This window comes from Shinella sp. Sh6 (assembly GCF_055392685.1).
The window spans coordinates 2,980,675-2,999,422 of sequence record NZ_AP044005.1; the positions used below are offsets into that span (position 1 = coordinate 2,980,675).

An 18,748-nucleotide genomic window follows, 5' to 3' on the forward strand; every position below is an offset into this window, starting at 1 on the left:
GTTATCCTTTCACGCCGCCGCTGGTGAGGCCCGAGATGAGGGCCCGCTGCATGAGGAGGCCGACCAGCACCGGCGGCAGCGCGGCGAGCACGCCGGCGGTCGCGATCAGCCCGTAGTCGGAGACCCGCCCGCCGGCAAGGTCGGCGATGGCGACGGTCAGCGTGCGGGCGCGCTGGTCGGAAGTGAAGAGCAGCGCATAGAAGAACTCGTCCCAGCCGAGCAGGAAGGCGAAGAGCGCCGAGGTGGCGACGATGGGCATGGCGAGCGGCAGGGTGAGGATGCGCAATGTCGTAAAAAGCCCGGCCCCGTCGATCATCGCCGCCTGCTCGATCTCGCGCGGAATGCCGTCGAAGCCGGATTTCATCAGCCAGGTGGTGAAGGGCGCGAGGATGCTGAGATAGACGAGCGCGAGGCCGAAGACGGAATTGAGAAGGCCGAGCCAGGCGAGCGCCATGTAGAGCGGCACGGCAAGCGCCACCGGCGGCAGCATGTAGGTGGCGATCACCAGCGACAGCGACCAGCCGACCGAAGGCGTGCGCGAGACCGCCCAGCCGGCCGGAATGGCAAGCGCGATGGCCGCGAGCGTCGCCATGCCGGCAACGAGGATGCTGTTGACAAGCGAGGCGACGAAGGCCGCGCCCGCGCTGTTGGGAACGGTCGAGAGGAGGACCGCATAGCGCGAGAAATCGACATGGCTCGGCCACCAGCCGAGCGGCTTTGCGACCAAGTCGGCGGCCGGCGAAATGCTCATGACGAAGAGCCAGAAGATCGGCGCGAGGATGACGGCGGCAAGCAGGAGCGCTGCGGCATGGATGAGGATCGAGGCGAGGCGGCTGCGGCGTTCCATCAGGCGGCGCTCCCCGCGGCGCGGCGCACCAGCAGGCCGTAGCCGACCGCCAGCACGGTGACGATGAGCGTGACCACGAGGGCGAGCGAGGCGCCCGAGCCCGCCCGCTGGAAGGAGAAGGCCTCCTGATAGACGAGGATGGAGAGCGTGCGCGTCGAATTGGCCGGCCCGCCGCGCGTCATGACCCAGATGATGTCGAACACCTTGAAAGCCTCGATGGTGCGCAGCACCAGCGCCACCATGAGGGGACCGGCAAGATAGGGCAGCACGACGAAGCGGAAGCGTGCGAAGGGCCCTGCGCCATCGACGAGCGCGGCCGAGGTGATGTCCCGCGGGACGGCTTGCAGGGCGGCGAGCGCGATGAGGGCGACGAGCGGAAAGTTCTTCCAGCAGTCGGCAAGGATCAGCGCCGTCATGGCCGTGCCCGGCTCGCCGAGCCACGAACGATAGCTATCGAGAAGGCCGACCTGCGTCAGCGCCGCGTTCAGCCCGCCGTATTCCGGGTTGTAGATCAGCCGCCACAGGGTCGCGTTGACGACGGTGGGCAGCGCCCAGGGCAGGATGAGCAGCGCGCGCAGCACGGCGCGGCCGTAGAAGCGCTGGTTGAGCAGCAGCGCGGCAAGGACGCCGATCACCATTTCCGCCGTCACAGAGACGACGGCGAACCATGTGGTCGCATAAAGGGCGCGCTGGAAATTGCCGCTCGTCAGCATCTTCACGTAATTGTCGAAGCCGACGAACCGGCCGCCGAGGCCGACGAGCTTGGCATCGGTGAAGGAAAGACGCACCGTATCGGCCATCGGCCAGCCGATCACCGCGATCATGATCGCCAGGAGCGGCAGCATGAGAAGCCATGCCCGGGTCGTCATCCAGGTGCTGGACATAGCGTCCTCTTGTCGGTCTTCGGGGCAGTGAGTGTGCGGGCGGCCGGGGCCGCCCGCAAGACGCATTCGTCAGAGGCCGCTGTTTTCCGCGGCGGATTTCAGCGCCTCTTCCGGCGAGGCCTGATCGAGAAGCGCTTCCTGAATGGCCTGCTGGAGAGCCGTGGAGAGCTCCTGGTACTTCGGCGTCGTCGGGCGCGGATACATGGCGGCAAGGCCGAGCTTGGCGGCGGCGATCATCTCTTCCTGCCCGGCGGTCACGGCCGGGTCGTCATAGGAGGAAGACCAGATCGGCAGGCTGAGCTTGGCATAGGCGTTCTGCGTTTCCTGCGAGGTCATGTGGACGATGTATTTCCACGCCTCGTCGGGATGCTTGCTCGTCGTGGTGATGCCGAGGCCCATCGAGCCGTTGACGGCCGAGACCTCGCTCTTGCCGGAAACGCCCGGCGCAGGCACGACGCCGACCTTGCCGGCGACCTTGCTGTCCTTGCCGGCATTGGCCATGTTGTACATGTAGGTCCAGTTGAGCGCGAAGGCCGCCTCGCCGTTCTGGAAGACGTTGCGCACGTCCTCTTCGAGGAATTCCTTGGAATTCGGGTTGGTGAGGCCGGACTTGTAGCTGTCGACCATGTATTTCAGCGCGTCGAGGCCGCCGCCCTCGGCGAAGGCCGGCTTACCGTCCTTCAGGAACTCACCGCCATAGGCGCTGACGAGCGTGGTGTAGTCGCAGATCGCGGCTTCCGCCTGCGCCCAGCTCCAGGCGATGGGCGTTGCCAGCAGGCCCTTGTCCTTGATGATCTTCGCCTGCTCGGTCAGTTCGTCCCAGGTCTTCGGCGGCGCCTTGATGCCGGCCTTTTCCAGGATTTCCTTGTTGTAGAACAGGTACTTGGTGTCGAGGATCCACGGCATGCCGTAGGACTTGCCGTCATAGTTCACCGTCGTCCAGGCACCGGGCAGGACGCGCTTCTTCATGTCGTCGGTGATGCGCGAGGACACGTCGACCAGCACGTTGTTGGCCGCATATTCGGCCGGCCAGATCACGTCGAAGAGCACGACGTCGTAGCCGCCGCCGGAACCCTGCGCGAGCACGGTCTTGTCGTGCAGGCCCTCGTAGGGCACGAATTCGAGATTGACCTTGACGTCCGGATTCGCCTTGGTGAAGGCGTCGGTCATCGCCCGCACGTCCGCTTCGCTATAAGCGGCCTGCGCCATGAAGAGGGCGTTGAGCGTGGTTTCCGCAAAGGCGTGCGGAGCGGACGCGGCGGCGATGAGCGCGGCGCCCAGCAGGGTTTTCGAGATCGATTTCAACATGCCAGCCTCCAGTTTGCTTTGATGCCGAAAGCGCCCGGCACGGGCGCTTGTCTTTGCCATGGGCCTTGCGGCCCGTTCCCGGAACTCTTCGGTTCCTTATTAAGTCAAATGTCTTGACTTAACTGTTCTGTATTAATCAAATGGTGTCAAGAGGGAAGTGGCGATGAACGAACTGCGGACGATCCGGGCCAAGAGCGGAACCAATCAGGAAGGCACGAGCGCGCACAACCGGCGCGTCATCATCGAGGCCATCCGCCTGAACGGCCCACTCTCGCGCGCCGATCTCGCCCGTGCGACCCGGCTCACCAAGCAGACCGTCTCCAACCTCATCGAGGGCCTGGAGGCCGACGGGCTCGTCGCCTCCGAGGACGTGGTGCGGCGCGGCCGCGGCCAGCCCTCCACGCCCTACCGGCTCGTGGCCGAGGGCGCCTTTGCGCTCGGCGTGCAGATCGACCGGGAGCTTACCCGCGTCGTCGCCGTCGATTTCCTGGGGCGGGAAGCCGCCCGGGCGGTCGCCAACCTGCCTCCGGGCGATCCCGTCGAGGGCAGCCGGGTGATCCTGCGGCTCGTCGAGAGGGTGCGCACCGACCTCGTCGCGCGCATTCCGGTCTCCGCCCACCGGCTTACCGGGCTCGGCATCGCCATGCCGGGGCCGTTCGGGCTGGAGCCCGCCGGAGACGATCCGTGGATGATGGGCAAGTGGCAGGCCTTCCCGCTGCTGGAGACGCTCGCCGCCGGCACCGGCCTCGACGTCAGCCTGCAGAACGACGCCACGGCCTGCGCGACGGCCGAGCGCATGAACGGTGCGGCCGATGGTCTCGACCATGTCGTCTGCCTCTATCTCGGCTACGGCATCGGCGCCGGGCTCATCCTCGGCGGCGAGCTCTACACCGGCAGCAACCGCAATGCGGGCGAGATCGGCATGGTGCTCTTCTCGCGCGGCGGCGCGGTCCTGCCGCTGGAGCATCGCGCCTCGCTCGCCTCGCTGTTCCAGCGCCTCGGCCTCGACACGGCGACGACGGATGCCTACGAGACGGTGGAGCGGCTGACGCGGGAGGGCGACCCGCGCATTCTCGACTGGCTGGAGGGGGCGGCGACAGATCTCCGGCAGGCCGTCCACATGGTCGAGACCATCTTCGATCCGCAGACCGTGCTTTTGACCGGCAGCGCGCCGCAGCCGCTCGCCGAGCGGCTGTTTGCCGCCGTCTTCCCGCTGCTGCCGTCGAATGCCGAGCGGCCGGGCCGCACGATCGCCCGCTTCCAGCTCGGCACGATGGATCCCTGGGCGGTCGCCCTCGGCGCGGCCGCCGATCCCATCCGCCGCGCCTTCGATCCGGTCTTCTCGGCGATCCTCAAGGAAGCCACCTGAGCGGAAAGCCTATTCCTTCGCGCCGTCGGCGAGCGCCGAAAGGCCGTTCATGTCGCGCACGAGCAGCTTCTGCCGCCCGCCCTCGACGAGGCCGCGCGCTTCCCAGGCCGAGAGAATGCGCGAGACGGTGTGCAGCGTCGTGCCGGTCATCTCGGCGATGTCCTGGCGGGAGATGGGGAAGTCGATGCGGATGCCGTCCTCCTCCTTGCGCCCTGCCTGACGCGAGAGACGCAGGACGGCATGGGCGACGCGCCGCTCCACCTCCTCGGTCGACATTTCGCGGATGCGGGTATGGGCCTCTTCCAGCCGCTGGCCGATCGTCTGCATGGCGCTGACGGCAAGGCGGGGGTTCTGCTCGACGAAGCTCGGCCAGAGATCCGTCGGCCAGCCGAGGATCACGCTCTCCGTCGCCGCGCGCGCGGTGCCGGGATAGTCTGACCGCTGCAGCGCCTTGGCGAAGCCGAAAAGGTCGCCCGGATGGACGACGCGCACGATGATCTGCTGGCCGTCCTGCGTCACCTGCGTCACCTTCAGGCGGCCATGCAGCAGGAGGAAGAAGCTTGCCGCCTGCTGGCCCTGCTCGAAGACGGCGTCGCCCTGCGGCACGCGGCGCGCGGTCGCATGGGCCAGCAATCTGTCGAGGTCTTCGTCGCTCATCCGCTCGAACAAGGCGAGCGAGCGCACGACGGTCCTGTCGATCTTCACAATCCGTAGCCTCTCGGTATGAACGTTACCGGCTTCTATCACGCCGGGGCCGCGGCCGGAAGTTCAGAACGGCAATCCTTTCCTGCGAAGCGTGTCGAGGAGGCCGGCATACCAGCGGGTATCCTTCACCAGGCGGAAGCCGACATTGTCCGGCGGCACGCCCACCGCGCAGCCGCCGCCCTTGGGGTTGCGCACGAACGAGCTCAGCGAGGCGCGGTGCTTGCCGCTCGCAACGTAGACGCCGCACGACTTGGTGTCCTTCACGACGGCCCCCGCCTTGTCGAGGTTGACGCGGCGGCTGCAGGTTGCCGTCCAGTCCCAGACATTGCCGGCGAAGTCGGCAAGGCCGAACTCGCTCTCGCCGAAGCGGCCGAGCGGCTGGGGAACCGGATCGCGCGAGGCCTTGCGCGCCGCCTCGCGGCGATAGTCGGCCAGCCAGCGGTCGGCGGGATTGGTGCTGTTAATGTCGACGCCCAGCGCATCGTCCGGGAAGCGCGAGCCGGCGGCAAAGGCAAGGTCACGGTCGGTCGGCAGCGTCCAGATCTCGCCGGTGCGGGCGCTCAGCCAGCCGGCATAGGCGACGGCGTCGTCATAGCTGACGCCCGTGGCGGGGGTGGTAGCGGGATCGGCCGGCACATAGCTCGGCTCGGCCGGCGGGCAGGCGCCATCGGCCACGCAGCGCCCGTAGTCGGCGGCGGTGACCTGGTATTTCATGATGGTGAGCGGACGGCGGATCGTCACGGTCTCGACCGGGCCGTCGACGGCAAAGCCGTTGCGGAAGAATTCGCCGCTGTCGCGATACTGGAAGGTGCGCGGTGCGACCTCCACCGTCAGCGGCTCATCGAGGACGGGCCCCGCCGGCGCGGGACGGAAGAGATCGGCCTGAACTGCCAGCGTACCGGCAAGGCCGGCGAGCAGGACGGCGGGGAAAGCGAGTGAAGTCCACGAGATGCCGGGTTTCGAAACGAGCACAGCCATGACGGCCTCCTTGCACGCGCCCGGACGGTGTTTCGGCATCCGGGGCGGGTGCCGGTGAAAGGCCGGGCCGCCACCGGCGGCCCGGAGAGGGCCCGCCGCCAAGGCGGCGGGCATCAGGGGTCAGACGCCGTTCGGGGGCGTGACCGATGTCATCAGGTCGTCGTTCCACTTGCCCGTGACCGTGAAGTGCGCGGCCGCACCCAGCTCGAAGGCCTCGATCAGGTTGTGGTTGACATAGGCGTAGATGCCGGGCTGCTCGAAGGTGTAGAAGGCCGCGCCCGCCGTGCCGCCCGGAATGAACCAGGTCTCCTGGTCGACATCAGGAACGTTGCGGAACTTGCCGGTCGCCCAGACATAGTCGCCGTGGCCGCCGATGAGGTGCGGGCGGGTGTCGCGGTTGGCCTGCGAATGCACGATCAGCACCTTCTCGCCCACCTTCGCCTGCAGGGCGTTGTCGCCGGTGAGGGCCCCGACCGCGCCGTTGAAGACGATGTGGCTCGGGGTCAGCGTGCGCATCACCTCGATCGTGTCGGCATAGGCGTCGCCCGCGCTGGCATATTTCTTGAAGTTGCCCTTCTCGTCGCGCGGCACGTAGAAATCCTGCTCGCCGACATAGTAGACCCGGTCATAGGTCAGTTCCTTGCCGTGCCCGTCGGTGAGCCCTTCGCGGGGCAGCACCATGATCGCGCCGTTCATGCCCGAGGTGACATGCCACGGCACCATTCCGGGAGGTGCGCAGTGGTAGACGAAGACGCCGGCCTTGGTGGCCTTGAAGCGCAGGACCGTGCTTTCGCCCGGGTTGACCACGGTCAGCGCACCGCCGCCGAGGCCGCCGGTGGCCGAATGGAAGTCGATGTTGTGCTGCAGCTCGTTGGTCTCGGGGTTGATCAGCGTCAACTCGACATAGTCGCCCTGGTGCACGACCATCATCGGCCCGGGAACCGACCCGTTGAAGGTCATCGCGTGGACTTCCGTGCCCTGGTCGTCGAGGATCATCGTCTTTTCCTCGATCGTCAGGGTGAATTCGTGGATCTTCGGGCCGCCGTCAGCCTTCTGGCTGTGGGCGTGGACGAAGGGGGGTTTCACCAGCTCGACCTTCACCCGCTCAAGGTTGGCGACGTTTGCGGCCGCGGCGGTCGGATCGGTCTGGATGTCGCCGCCTTCGGCCCGTGCCATCGTCGCCGCGATGAGCGGCGTCAGGACGCCGGCGAAAGCGGCACCGCCCAGGATCGTGCGGCGGGTCATCTGAAACTGCTCAGTCATTGCATGTCTCCTTTTGAAAGAACGGAGCGGTGTATCGCCCTGTTGCTCTCGTTCTACGCGCATTCGGCGCCGTCTCTTTGAGGCTGGTCAAACAGGTCCTTCCGGCCGCTGCGGCATTTTGGCAGGCGCCTGCTTGCTCTTTGTCATCTCGCAAAGAACCCGCCGGCCGCGGCCCCTAGAAGGAAACTCACACATGCAAAGGAGCACGATCATGAGTGCAAGCCAAACCGCGGGGCGCGTCGGCGGCCCCGTTCCACGCGGCCTTTCCCGCACCGGCCCGGTGCTGTTTTCCTACGGCTTCCGGCCGTTCTTCCTCGGCGGCGGCGTGTGGGCGATCGTCGCCATGACGCTGTGGATCGCCGTAATCACCGGCCATATCGAGATCGCCGGCGATTACGGCGCGCCGAACTGGCACGCGCACGAGATGCTGTTCGGCTTCGCCTCGGCCGTGCTCGCCGGCTTCCTGCTGACGGCCGTGCCCAACTGGACGGGCCGGCTGCCCGTTTCCGGCAAGCCGCTCGGCGCGCTCTTCGGCCTCTGGTGCGCCGGGCGCATCGCCCTCCTCATGACCGACTGGATCGGCGTGACGGCAGCCGCCGTGATCGACGGCCTCTTCCTTCCGGTGCTCCTTCTCATCTGCACGCGCGAGATCGTCGCCGGGCGCAAGTGGAAGGACCTGAAGGTGCTCGGGGCGCTCCTCGCCCTTTCGCTGGCGAACGGGCTCTACCACGTCGCCATCATCGGCGGCGACCGCGACGAGGTGACGATCCGCCTCGCCCTTTCCGCCTATGTCATACTGGTGATGATCATCGGCGGGCGCATCGTGCCGAGCTTCACCCGCAACTGGCTCGCCAAGGCGGGGCGGACGAAATTCCCGGTCCCCTTCAACCGCTTCGACACCGCCGCCATCCTCGCCGGCACCGCGGCGCTCGCCGCCTGGACCGCCGATCCGATGCATCCCGCGACGACCGTGCTCGCACTTGTCGGCGCCGTCCTCAACGCCGTCCGCCTCTACCGCTGGCGCGGCTGGACGACGGCACAGGAAAAGCTGCTCGTCGTCCTCCACGTCGCCTATGCCTTCATCCCGCTCGGCCTTCTGGCCATCGCCCTTGCCGCCAACGGCTGGCTGGAGGAGCGCTCGGTGCTGCATCTCCTCTCCGTCGGCGCCATTGCCGGCATGATGCTGGCGGTGATGACGCGCGCCAGCCTCGGCCATACCGGCCATGCCCTGACGGCCTCGCGCCTGACCGTCGCGGCCTATGTGGCGGTCTTCGCGTGCGCGCTGGTCCGCCCGCTCGGCGAGGTCCTTCCCGACATGAGCCAGACGATCTATGCCGCCTCCGGCGTCCTCTGGATCACCGCCTTCGGCCTCTTCTGCCTGGAATATGCGCCGATCCTCACCCGCCGGCGCCGCACGCCGCTGTAGGGAACAGGCATCGTCAGCCGGGCAAGGCCGCAGGTGCCATCTCCTGCGGTCTCCCCCTCCTGCTTTGCGAAGGCGGAATCTTCCGCATCCGCTTGCCTCCCTCCCCTCATCTTGTATACTAGCATGCATTATACGCCCCGGCAGGCGCGGGGCCTTGCCTTGGAGCCCGAAGTCATGCTCTTTGGCGAGCCGGCGTCAGCGCGGCCCGGCAGGACCGGGACGGGCGGGACGCGATGGAACGGCGGGCCGGTGACAGGATGACCATGGTGGCTATGCATGAAATGACCTCTGCCGCCCGCGGCAGCCGTTGCGGTTGCCGCGCATGAGGGGCGCCCAGAACCCGGCCGGCGCGCCGTCGAGCGTCGACGACATCCACGACGTCATCCGCGACGAGATCATCACGCTGCGGCTGATGCCCGGCGCCAAGGTCTCCGAGAACGAGCTGGCGCGCCGGTTCAACACCAGCCGCACGCCGGTTCGCGAGGCGCTGCTGCGGCTCGTCGACGAAGGCCTCGTCGAGGTCTGGCCGCAGCGCGGCACGCTGATCACGCCGATCTCGCTGCAGGCGGTGCGGCGCGCCCGCTTCGTGCGCGAGGCCATCGAGGTCGCCGTGTTCCGCAAGGCCGCCATCGAAGGCCTTTCCGAGGCGGTGCTCGCCCAGCTCGACGCCATCATGGCCGAGCAGGATGCGGCCCGCGAGGATCCCGTCCGCTTCACCGAGGCCGACGACGCCTTCCACCGCGCCTTCGCCAACGGCATCGCGGTCGGGGACATCTGGACGGTGCTGGAGCGGGAGAAGGCACAGTTCGACCGGCTGCGCTTCCTCAGCCTGCCGAACGTCACGCCCGTCTCCGTGCTGATCGAGCAGCACGAGAAGATGATCGCCGCCGTCCGCGCGCGCGATCCCGACGCCGCCGAGAAGGCCGTGCGCCACCATCTGTCGGAAGTGCTGAAGGTGACGGAGCAGCTTTCCGCCCGCTACCCCGACCTCATCGTCAACGATATCTGACCCGCGCAGGACCTATCCGGCTTCCGCGCCGATCGCCTTCTCCATGCCGAGCGACAGCATGCGGCCGAGCCTCAAGATCGTCGCCTCCGCAAAGGCGCCGTGCGACAGCGCTTCGGGAAGGAAATCCGGCAGCGCGGCAAGGGCGGAGAAGATCGCCGCCGCATCCTCGCGCGGCGTGTCCGCCAGAGCGGCCGAGAGCTCCTTTTCGCGCGGATCGTTCAGCGGATGTTCGCCCCGGTCCAGCACGTAGCGCATCCAGGCCGCCGTCGCGAAGGCGAAGGGCGCGACGTCGTTGCCGCGCGCCAGCGCTTCGAGGGCGGGCGCGAAGATACGCTGCGGCAGCTTCTGCGTGCCATCCATGGCGATCTGCCGTGTCTCGTGGGCGATGGCCGGGTTGGCGAAGCGCGCGCAGAGCCTGTCGGCATAGGCCGCAAGGTCCATGGCGATGTCCGGCAGGGTCGCCGCCGCGGCCGTCATGTGCCGGCGCACGAGCGCGGCGAGCGCGCCATCCGCCATGACGTCGCAGACATAGGTCTTCCCGCTGAGGAAGCCGGCATAGGCCAGCATGGAATGGCTGCCGTTCAGCATCCTGAGCTTCATCTTCTCGTAGGGCGCGACATCCGGGACGAAGAGCGCGCCGGCCGCCTCCCAGGCGGGGCGGCCGGCGGGGAAGCGGTCCTCGATCACCCATTGGCTGAACGGTTCCGTCTCGATGGCCGCCTCGTCCTCGTAGCCGGTCAGCGCGGCGGCATCGGCCCGCGTGCGCGCCGTCGCGGCCGGGGTGATGCGGTCCACCATCGTCGAGGGGAAGGCGACCTCTTCGGCGATCCGCTCCGCAAGGGCGGGACCGTGCGCGCGCCGCGCGAAATCGATCACCGCCGCCCGGAGCAGGGTGCCGTTTTCCGGCAGGTTGTCGCAACTGAGGACGGTGAAAGGCGGCAGGCCGCCTGCAAAGCGGCGCGCAAGCCCCTGCGCGATCAGGCCGAGGACGCCGCGCGGCGCCGCGGGCGAAAGAAGGTCGGCGGCGACCGCCGGATGGCTCTCGTCACAGCCGCCGCTGCGCAGGAGCCCGTAGCCCTTTTCCGTGACGGTGATGCTGACGATCCGGCAGCCGGCCTCCGTCATGGCGGAGAGGACGCGCGGGCCGAGATCCCCGCCGGCAACGACACCGGCGATCGCGCCGACGATGCGGGCATCCGGCGTCTCGCCGCGTTCGATCAGGGTGTAGCGGCCGTCCTGCGGGTTGAGGGCGTTCGCCACGTCCTCGCCGCGCAGGGAAACGCCGAGGATCCGCCAGTCGCCGCCGCCGGCGGCCATGGCGCCATCGGTATAGGCGGCGATATGGGCGCGCGCGAAGGCGCCGAGGCCGAGATGCACGATCCCGGTTTTCCTCTCCTCGGGCGCATAGCCCGGCCAGCCCGCCGGATAGCCGTCGAGCGGCTCCGCCTTGGATGAGAGCCTCATCGCCCCGCACCGCGCACGGCCGGATGCTCAAGGGCGGTCATGATGCCGCGCAGCTCGGCAAGGCCCTTGAGGCGGCCGATGGCGGGATAACCCGGCTGCGCCTGCCGCTTGAGGTCGTCGAGGATGTCCTGCCCGTGGTCGGGCCGCATCGGGATGTTGCAATCGGCCCGGCCGGCCGCCTTGCGGCGGCGTTCCTCGGCGAGGATCGCATCGATCATCGCCACCATGTCCGTGCCGCCCTCCAGATGCCCCGCCTCGTGGAAGGAGCCGCCGAATTGCGGGGTTTCGCAGAGAACGTTGCGCAGGTGCAGGAAATGCACGCGGTCGCCGAGCCGCCGCATCATGCCCGGCAGGTCGTTGTCGAGGCGCGCGCCGAGCGAGCCGGTGCAGAGCGTGATGCCGCTCGCGGCGATGTCGACCGCATCCATGACGTGGCGATAATGCGCCTCGGTCGACATGACGCGTGGCAGGCCCAGGAGCGGGAACGGCGGGTCGTCCGGGTGGCAGCAGATCCGCACGCCGAGCTTTTCCGCCAGCGGCGCGACCTCGGCGAGGAAATCGACGAGATGGCCGCGAAGGCTCTCCTCGCTGATGGCGGCATATTCCGCAAGATGGGCGCGCACGTCCTCGAGCGTGAAGGATTCGGCAGCGCCCGGCAGGCCGAAGACGACGTTGCCGGCAAGCTGGCGGCGGCAGTCGTCGTCCATTCCGGCAAAGCGGCGCGCGGCATCCTCGACCACGTCGGCGGGGAAGCTTTCGGCCGCGCCGGGCCTTTTCAGGATATGGATGTCGAAGGCGGCGAAATCGACCACGTCGAAGCGCATGCAGGTGGCGCCGGACGGCAGGCGATAGGCAAGGTCGGTGCGCGTCCAGTCCAGCACCGGCATGAAATTGTAGCAGACGATCTCGATCCCGGCGCGGGAGAGGTTCGTCAGGCTTTCCTTCCAGGCGGCGATATGCGCCTTCCAGTCGCCCTTCTGCTTCTTGATGTCCTCCGAGACCGGCAGGCTCTCCACCACCTCCCAGGCAAGCCCGGAGGGCGCACCGTCCGCCATGAGGCCGACGACCCGCTGGCGCTCGGCGATCTCCTCGGAAGACCAGACCGTGCCGGTCGGCACGTGGTGCAGCGCCGAGACGACGCCCTCCACGCCCGCCTGCCGCATATCGTCGACCGAGACGAGATCCTTCGGCCCAAACCACCGCCACGTCTGACGCATCTCATCCCCCTTGCGGATTGCGTATCGTGGGGCCAGTGTTAGCAATTAGTCGACTAGTATGCAAGTCACGGACTGGTGAAGCCGCGTGGAGTTCACAGGGACGAGCCACCCCGCATGGCGCTGAGAAGAGGGAAGGGCGCAGGCTTCGCCAGCGCATGCGCATGCGCCGACAGGAAGAGGAGCCAGGCAAGGGACCATGCGGCCCCGGCGACCGAAAGCCACGGGACGGACGGCCCGGACACTTCCGCCATGATGCGTGCCGCGGCGGCGGCAAAGACGAGGCAGAAGGCAATCCAGTGCCGCCGCCGGGGCCGGAGCTCCGCCCCGGCCGCACGCCGCATCGACACGCGCGCCGCGACCGCGAGGATCATCGGCCCCATGACCGCCATGGTCAGGGCATGGACCTCCGCCAGATGCGGCACCAGCCCCGACCTTGCGGCGGCGATCGCGAGCAGACCGGGAACGAGGCCGGCATAGCCGAGGCAGAGCATACGGTTGGCCGCGCCCGACCGGAGGCCGTCGAGGCCGTGGCAAAGAACCCAGAGCGCAGCCGCGAGCAATGCGCCGGCTCCGGCGATGCCTGGCAGCAGGAGACCGGTGCCCAGCGGCACGGCCCCCAGCCAGAGCGGCAGCCCGCAGGGCGGGCGAAGCCCGCGGCGGCGGCGCGCCTCGGCGGTGAAGGCCGGTACCAGCCGTCCGCCGACGAGGAAGACGAGCACGGCCATCGCCTCGGGCAGCACTCCGGCAAGGCCGGGCTGGACGGGCAGCAGCGCCTCGGCCGCGACCAGCATCAGCGGCACCGCAGCCAGAGGCGCCTTGTCCCACCGCCCCGCCCGCAGGACGGGCCACAGGATCGCAAGGGCAAGGGCCGGCGCCGGCAGCAGGACCGGCCAGAGCGCCTCGGGCCGGCAAAGAAGCGAGGCGAGGCGCGCGGCCAGCACCAGCGCGCCGATGCCAGGGGCCGGCAGAGGAAGCGGCCGCCCCGTCCAGGCCTTCTGCGCCGTCATGACATAGCCGCAGACGGCCGCCCCGCCGAAGCCGAACAGGCCGAGCCGCACATGCGCCAGCCGCGGATCCGCAAGCGGCAGCAGCCAGAGCCAGGGCAGCATGGCCGCCATGAGCGCGGCAAGCGCGAAGAACACGCCCGCCGGATGGAAGGCCAGCAACGGGCGCGAGCGGGCGCCCTTCCCCGCGCCCATCAGGCCGGGGACACGGGCCTGAAGGCGTTGAGGCGGGCGGGATCCGTCTCGATCCTGCCCGCGCCGATCAGGTCGAGGCAATAGGGCACGGCAGCGAAGACGGCGTTGAGGCTGACGCGGATCGAGGTCGGCTTGCCGGGCAGGTTTATGATCAATGTGCTGCCGCGCGTGCCGGCCGTCTGCCGGGAGAGGATGGCGGTCGGCGTCTGCACAAGGCTCGCCCGCCGCAACTGTTCGCCGAAGCCGGGCAGCTCCTTCGCCATGACCGCGCGCATCGCCTCCGGCGTCTCGTCGCGCGGCGAAGGGCCCGTCCCACCTGTGGTGAGGATCAAATCGACGCGCTGCTCGTCGCACAGCTCCACCAGCGCATCGCGGACCGGACCGAAGCCGTCCGGAACGATCCACCGCACGATCTCGAAGGGCGAGACGATCGTCTCGCGCAGCCATTCCTCGATGGCGGGGCCGCTCAGGTCCTCGTACTGCCCGCGGCTGGCGCGGTCCGATATCGTGAGGATGGCTATCTGCATCGTGTCCCTCGTTTCCATGGCGGCGGGCGAAGATAGCGCGGCCGGCGGAAGGGCATCTTTGCGCGGGCACAAGCAAGGCAAAGCCGCCCCGCCCACGCACTCTCGGCGGCGAGGCTGCGTTTTTTGGTCGCGTAGACCGTCCCCTCAAAGTGGTATATGATTTACCACAATAACGGAGGTTTCCATGGACAAAGAAGAGACGCGCAAGCCGTTCGTGTTTTCCAGCGAAGACGTCAGCGGCCGCGACCTGAACGGCAGCAGCCTGATGCCCATGCTCGTCGCCGGGCTCATCCTGATCGGCATCGGTGCGGCGGCCGTCATGATCTTCGTCTAGGCGGCCGCCCGGAAAACGCTGGAAGTGGAACGGCCCGGAGCTTCCTCCGGGCCGTTTCCTCATGCCGTCGTCATCATGTCCGGCGACCACGGCGGCTCGTAGGTCATGTGCACCTCGGCATATTCGACGCCCGGCACATACCAGACGCAATTGCCCACCGCCTCTTTCAGATAGCCGCTCGCCGGGCAGCCGCGCGTCGTGGTGGTCATGGTGACGCGGGCGATGCCGCCTTCCTCCACGGTTATGTCGTAGATCAGGCCGAGATCGACGATGTTCTGGCCGATCTCCGGGTCGATGATCATGCGCAGCGCATTGCGGATATCCTGCGCCAGCGCGGCTTTTTCGTCCTCATCCATGGTCTTATGCCTTCGGCCGGCCGACCCGCACGAGGATGCGATAGGCCGTGCCCGTCTCGTCGAAATTGCCGGCCCACTGGTGGCCCCGCTTGCTCAGCTCCGGAAAGAGGAAGATCGGTTCGCGGGAGAGCACGGCGAAGAGCACCTTGCCTGCCTCCAGCTCCTCGGCCGCCGCGAGGATGCGGACCATCGGCTCCGGCGGATCGAGGTCGGAGAGGTCGAGATGGAGCGAGGGATCCGGCCAGGTCTCCGGGCTGTCGGCATCGGCCGAGGTCTCGACCGGCGCCACGTCCGCGCGCGGCGTGAACAGCACCTCCCAATGGCCGTTTCCGATCTCGCGGGCCTCATGGTCGAAGCCGCGCCCCTCCATGACCTGGAAGAGCGGCTGCGGACGGAAAGGGGCGACGAGCTTCAGGCCCTGCCCCGGGGCGAGCGTAGTGACGGCCTGCATGATCTCCTGGAACGGCTCGCCGCCGTTCTGCAGGATCGGCCGCACGTCGAGGACCTTCGGTGCAGTCTCGGTTGAAACATCGGGCATGGTCATCTCCTTGAAGCGGAAAGAGGCAGGAACAGATGAGGCCGCACCATGCCGGCCGGCGCACGAAGCGCCGCCGGCACGACGGCGAGCCGGCGTGTGCGGATGAACTCCCGCGCCAGCGCCAGCGTCGCGAGGAGTTGCAGGGCCACCAGCCCCCGGAACATGCCGGGCGCACCGGCAAGAAGGGCGAGCGCCGCCGCCGCGCATGCGGCGTAATAGACCCCGAACAGGATACGCGCATGGCGCTCCTCGACAAGGTCCTGCACGCGCGGCACCGGCATCCGGCCGAGAATGGGACCATAGGCCTCCAGCCAGGTCAGGAAGGCGACGATCTTGAAGAGCTGGGCAAGCCCGAGCCCCGTCAGCCAGCCGAAGACGAAGAGATAGACCGCCGCCGCAACGCCCTCGCCACCTCTTACGGCCGGGACATTGAGGAGAACGAGGGAAAGGCCGAGTGCGGAAAAGGCGGGAAAGGTCGCGCGGATGTTCAGCTCCGCCTGCTTGCGCTTGCGCGAACGGTAGATGTGCCGCACGTCGCCGCCGTAGAGCGCGACCGCCGCCAGCGAGAGGACGAGCGCTGCGGTAAACAGCGCCTCCACGCCGGAAACGGCGAAGAGCACGAGGACGACGCACAAGGCGACCAGCCCCGCCGCCAGCACCATGGCCCACCAGGCGGCGCGGCTCGTCCGCCGGTCGGTCTCCGGCGCCAGCAGGAACATGGCGAGCAGCCGGTAGCTGACGCCGACCGCCGTGACGGAGAGCCAGCCGCCGAGCCCGAGCGCCGCGTGCAGCGGCACGCCGTCGGCCAGCAGCCGGGCAAGCGGCGCGCTTTCGTCGAGCCCCGAAAGGCCGGCGGTGAAGGCCGCGCCGACAAGAACGGCCGCAAGGAGACAGACGAGCCCCGCCGCCACGAAACGGGCAGGCAGCGGCAGCGGGCGCGCCGTACGAAGCGTCGCCGCGAGAACGCCCGCAAGGAGGCCGAAGCCGGCAAGGAGCATGCCGCCGCCGAGCGGCAGGAGGAAAAGCGGCAGGTCGAGGCTGCCCGAGAGCGCCACGAAGCCCGCGACGAGCGCGGCAAGCCCGCCGGCAAGCAGCACGAGGGCGGGCGCCGCGAAACGCCCGCCGACGAGCGGACGGGCGACGAGCACCGGCACGAACTGCAGGAGGGCGCCCCCCATCAGCAGGCTCAGCCAGCCGATCACCGTGACATGCACGACGACGAGCGTTTCCGGCGCGCCGATCGATGCCGCCGGATAGCCGTAGCCCGCGGCCATCAGGCCCTGCGCGGTGAGGAGCATCAGGCAGGCGATGGCGAAATAGGACATCGTCCAGCGGGAGAGCGTGGCGCCCGGCATGTCGTTTCTCCTTCGCCGCGCCCTATACCGTGGCAATTCCGGCCGCCCTGCGCAGCGTCTGGCGTCCGGAATCGCATGCGAACGGAACTAGTGGTCCGAGCCGCAGCAGCATTCACAGCCGCCCTCGTCCATCCGGCCGATCTCGACGCGCCAGACGTCCGGCCCCTCTTCCAGGTAGTCCCAGCCGAACTGGCCGGGGAAATTGGTTTCGAGCTGGTAGTGCAGCGGACGCGGATCGTGGTCGCTGGTGATCAGCATGGATGTGCCCGGAAGCAGCGAACCCAGCATGCCGAAGATGCGCGGATGGCGTTCGCGCGGCGGTATGGTGCGCACGTCGATGGAGGGCTTTTCCTGATGGTCAGACATGGTCGATATTTCCGTCCCGGCCGCTCCGATCCCGTTCCGGAGAGCACGGCCGACCCGACCGGAACCAGCCGAGGCTAGCCCCCGCTTCCGGCCTCCACTTTGACGATGCGCAAACAATTCCTCAAATCCGGCCGCGATGGCGCCCTGCTTGGCTTTTCGCAAAGAAGGGCCCGCCCGCCCCTCCTAGGCTCCCCTCGACGGACCATCACGGACAGAGGAAGCGCCATGCAACAGGCCCTGATCGAAAAATACGGCGAGGCGCGGCTGCCGCGCTATACGAGCTATCCGACCGCCCCCGGCTTTTCGCCGGCCGTCGGCGTCGGCACCTACGGAGACTGGCTTTCCGCCGTGAAGCCGGGCACGGAGGCTTCGCTCTATCTCCACATCCCCTTCTGCCGCTCCATGTGCTGGTATTGCGGCTGTCACACCACGATCACCCAGCGCGACGAGCCGATCCTCGACTACATCGACATGCTGCGCAGGGAGATCGACCTCGTCTCGGAGAAGGTCGAGCGGCGGCTGAAGATTCGCCATGTGCATTTCGGCGGCGGCACGCCGACGATCATGCAGCCGGAAGAGTTCTGCGACCTCATCGGCCTCCTGCGCGCGCGCTTTGCCTTCATGGCCGGCATGGAGATCGCGGTCGAGATCGACCCGCGCACCCTCACGCCCGAAATGGCAGACGCGCTGGGCGAAGCGGGCGTCACCCGCGCGAGCCTCGGCGTGCAGAGCTTCGACCCCGTCGTGCAGAAGGCGATCAACCGCATCCAGACCGAGGCGCAGACGGTCGAGGCCGTGACCCGGCTGCGCAAGGCGGGCGTCGAGGGCATCAACTTCGACCTGATCTACGGCCTGCCGCACCAGACGGTCGCCTCCTGCATCGAGACGGCGAAGGCCGCCGTCGCCATGCGGCCGGAGCGCTTCGCCGTCTTCGGCTATGCTCACATCCCCTCCTTCAAGAAGCACCAGCGGTTGATCGACGAGCGCGCGCTGGCCGATGCCGCGGGACGCATGGCGCAGGCCGAGGCGATCGCCGAAACGCTCACCGCCGCCGGCTATGTCCGCATCGGCCTCGACCACTATGCCCTACCGGGCGACGGCCTTGCGCTTGCGGCCAGGCGCGGGCGGCTGCGGCGCAATTTCCAGGGCTATACGACGGACGCCTGCACGACGCTGATCGGCTTTGGCGCCTCCGCCATCGGCCGCACGCCGGAGGGCTACGTCCAGAACGAGGTGCCGCCGGGGCTCTACGCCCAGCGCATCGCCTCCGGCCGCCTCGCCACCGTCAAGGGCTACCGCCTGACCGCCGAGGACCGGCTGCGCGCGGAGATCATCGAGCGGCTGATGTGCGATTTCCGCGTGGACGTCGCCGCCATCGCCGCCCGCCACGGCCTCGACGCGGCGCCGCTGATCGAGGGCAATGCCCGTCTGGCGGCGCTCGCCGAGGACGGGGCGATCGACGTGCGCGGCGGCACCGTCACCGTGCGGCAGGACCATCGCTTCATCATCCGCGCCGTCGCCGCCGCCTTCGACGCCTATATCGGCGAGACGGCCCGCACGCACAGCAAGGCCGCCTGAAACGAAAAGGGCCCGGCATGGTGCG

General features: G+C 68.4%; 19 protein-coding genes. 5 read left to right on the top strand and 14 right to left on the bottom strand.

Annotated elements, in window-relative coordinates:
* Position 1: 1 nt before the first annotated feature.
* The 3 genes from ACZ5TO_RS14250 to ACZ5TO_RS14260 form a co-directional block, all read right to left on the bottom strand.
* Positions 2–847 (bottom strand): carbohydrate ABC transporter permease, encoded by an 846-nt coding sequence (locus tag ACZ5TO_RS14250; protein WP_464798559.1) that lies wholly within the window; start codon positions 845–847, stop codon positions 2–4.
* Entirely contained in the window at positions 847–1,731 is an 885-nt protein-coding gene (locus tag ACZ5TO_RS14255) for a carbohydrate ABC transporter permease (protein WP_464798560.1), read from the bottom strand. Before ACZ5TO_RS14255 ends, ACZ5TO_RS14250 begins: the two co-directional genes overlap by 1 nt.
* A gap of 69 nt (positions 1,732–1,800) precedes the next feature.
* Positions 1,801–3,039: an extracellular solute-binding protein gene (locus ACZ5TO_RS14260; RefSeq protein ID WP_464798561.1), complete on the bottom strand. Its 1,239-nt coding sequence runs from the start codon at positions 3,037–3,039 to the stop codon at positions 1,801–1,803.
* Positions 3,040–3,202: 163 nt separating this feature from the next.
* Between ACZ5TO_RS14260 and ACZ5TO_RS14265 the strand changes: the two genes are divergently transcribed.
* Positions 3,203–4,408: an ROK family transcriptional regulator gene (locus tag ACZ5TO_RS14265; RefSeq protein WP_464798562.1), complete on the top strand. Its 1,206-nt coding sequence runs from the start codon at positions 3,203–3,205 to the stop codon at positions 4,406–4,408.
* Positions 4,409–4,417: 9 nt separating this feature from the next.
* On the opposite strand, the gene ACZ5TO_RS14270 is transcribed toward ACZ5TO_RS14265, so the two are convergent.
* From ACZ5TO_RS14270 to nirK, 3 genes are all read right to left on the bottom strand, one after another.
* Positions 4,418–5,113, bottom strand: coding sequence for a cyclic nucleotide-binding domain-containing protein (locus tag ACZ5TO_RS14270; RefSeq protein WP_184145295.1), 696 nt, complete (start codon positions 5,111–5,113; stop codon positions 4,418–4,420).
* A 63-nt stretch (positions 5,114–5,176) separates the two neighbouring features.
* Entirely contained in the window at positions 5,177–6,091 is a 915-nt protein-coding gene (locus ACZ5TO_RS14275; protein WP_464798563.1) for an SUMF1/EgtB/PvdO family nonheme iron enzyme, read from the bottom strand.
* A 120-nt stretch (positions 6,092–6,211) separates the two neighbouring features.
* Entirely contained in the window at positions 6,212–7,354 is a 1,143-nt protein-coding gene (gene nirK / locus ACZ5TO_RS14280; protein WP_184145297.1) for a copper-containing nitrite reductase, read from the bottom strand.
* A 211-nt stretch (positions 7,355–7,565) separates the two neighbouring features.
* On the opposite strand from nirK, the gene ACZ5TO_RS14285 reads away from it, so the two are divergent.
* On the top strand, positions 7,566–8,780 hold the full coding sequence (locus ACZ5TO_RS14285) for an NnrS family protein (RefSeq protein WP_464798564.1): 1,215 nt from the start codon (positions 7,566–7,568) through the stop codon (positions 8,778–8,780).
* Between the two features lie 322 nt (positions 8,781–9,102).
* A complete protein-coding gene (locus ACZ5TO_RS14290) occupies positions 9,103–9,789 on the top strand; it encodes a GntR family transcriptional regulator (protein WP_464798565.1) in 687 nt (228 codons plus the stop codon).
* Between the two features lie 12 nt (positions 9,790–9,801).
* Here ACZ5TO_RS14290 and ACZ5TO_RS14295 read toward each other — a convergent pair whose 3' ends face one another.
* From ACZ5TO_RS14295 to mog, 4 genes are all read right to left on the bottom strand, one after another.
* Positions 9,802–11,253: a mannitol dehydrogenase family protein gene (locus ACZ5TO_RS14295; RefSeq protein WP_464798566.1), complete on the bottom strand. Its 1,452-nt coding sequence runs from the start codon at positions 11,251–11,253 to the stop codon at positions 9,802–9,804.
* Positions 11,250–12,470: a mannonate dehydratase gene (gene uxuA / locus ACZ5TO_RS14300; RefSeq protein ID WP_464798567.1), complete on the bottom strand. Its 1,221-nt coding sequence runs from the start codon at positions 12,468–12,470 to the stop codon at positions 11,250–11,252. The genes ACZ5TO_RS14295 and uxuA overlap by 4 nt, the downstream gene beginning before the upstream one ends.
* A 92-nt stretch (positions 12,471–12,562) precedes the next feature.
* Positions 12,563–13,669: an NnrS family protein gene (locus ACZ5TO_RS14305; RefSeq protein ID WP_464798568.1), complete on the bottom strand. Its 1,107-nt coding sequence runs from the start codon at positions 13,667–13,669 to the stop codon at positions 12,563–12,565.
* Positions 13,669–14,196, bottom strand: a complete 528-nt coding sequence (gene mog, locus ACZ5TO_RS14310) for a molybdopterin adenylyltransferase (protein ID WP_464798569.1) — start codon at positions 14,194–14,196, stop codon at positions 13,669–13,671. Before mog ends, ACZ5TO_RS14305 begins: the two co-directional genes overlap by 1 nt.
* A gap of 184 nt (positions 14,197–14,380) precedes the next feature.
* On the opposite strand from mog, the gene ACZ5TO_RS14315 reads away from it, so the two are divergent.
* Positions 14,381–14,530 (top strand): hypothetical protein, encoded by a 150-nt coding sequence (locus ACZ5TO_RS14315; protein ID WP_184145304.1) that lies wholly within the window; start codon positions 14,381–14,383, stop codon positions 14,528–14,530.
* Positions 14,531–14,589: 59 nt separating this feature from the next.
* Here the strand turns inward: ACZ5TO_RS14315 and ACZ5TO_RS14320 are convergent, their stop codons facing one another.
* The 4 genes from ACZ5TO_RS14320 to ACZ5TO_RS14335 form a co-directional block, all read right to left on the bottom strand.
* Positions 14,590–14,886 carry a metal-sulfur cluster assembly factor gene (locus ACZ5TO_RS14320; protein ID WP_184145305.1) on the bottom strand — a complete coding sequence of 99 codons (297 nt, stop codon included), beginning with the start codon at positions 14,884–14,886 and terminating at the stop codon, positions 14,590–14,592.
* Positions 14,887–14,890: 4 nt separating this feature from the next.
* Positions 14,891–15,424 carry a DUF2249 domain-containing protein gene (locus ACZ5TO_RS14325; protein ID WP_380780060.1) on the bottom strand — a complete coding sequence of 178 codons (534 nt, stop codon included), beginning with the start codon at positions 15,422–15,424 and terminating at the stop codon, positions 14,891–14,893.
* Between the two features lie 2 nt (positions 15,425–15,426).
* Positions 15,427–16,779, bottom strand: coding sequence for a hypothetical protein (locus ACZ5TO_RS14330; RefSeq protein WP_464798570.1), 1,353 nt, complete (start codon positions 16,777–16,779; stop codon positions 15,427–15,429).
* Positions 16,780–16,866: 87 nt separating this feature from the next.
* Positions 16,867–17,145, bottom strand: a complete 279-nt coding sequence (locus ACZ5TO_RS14335; RefSeq protein WP_184145308.1) for a DUF2249 domain-containing protein — start codon at positions 17,143–17,145, stop codon at positions 16,867–16,869.
* Positions 17,146–17,370: 225 nt separating this feature from the next.
* Here ACZ5TO_RS14335 and hemN point away from each other — a divergent pair, with 225 nt between their 5' ends.
* Positions 17,371–18,723, top strand: a complete 1,353-nt coding sequence (gene hemN / locus ACZ5TO_RS14340; protein WP_464798571.1) for an oxygen-independent coproporphyrinogen III oxidase — start codon at positions 17,371–17,373, stop codon at positions 18,721–18,723.
* Positions 18,724–18,748 lie beyond the last annotated feature (25 nt).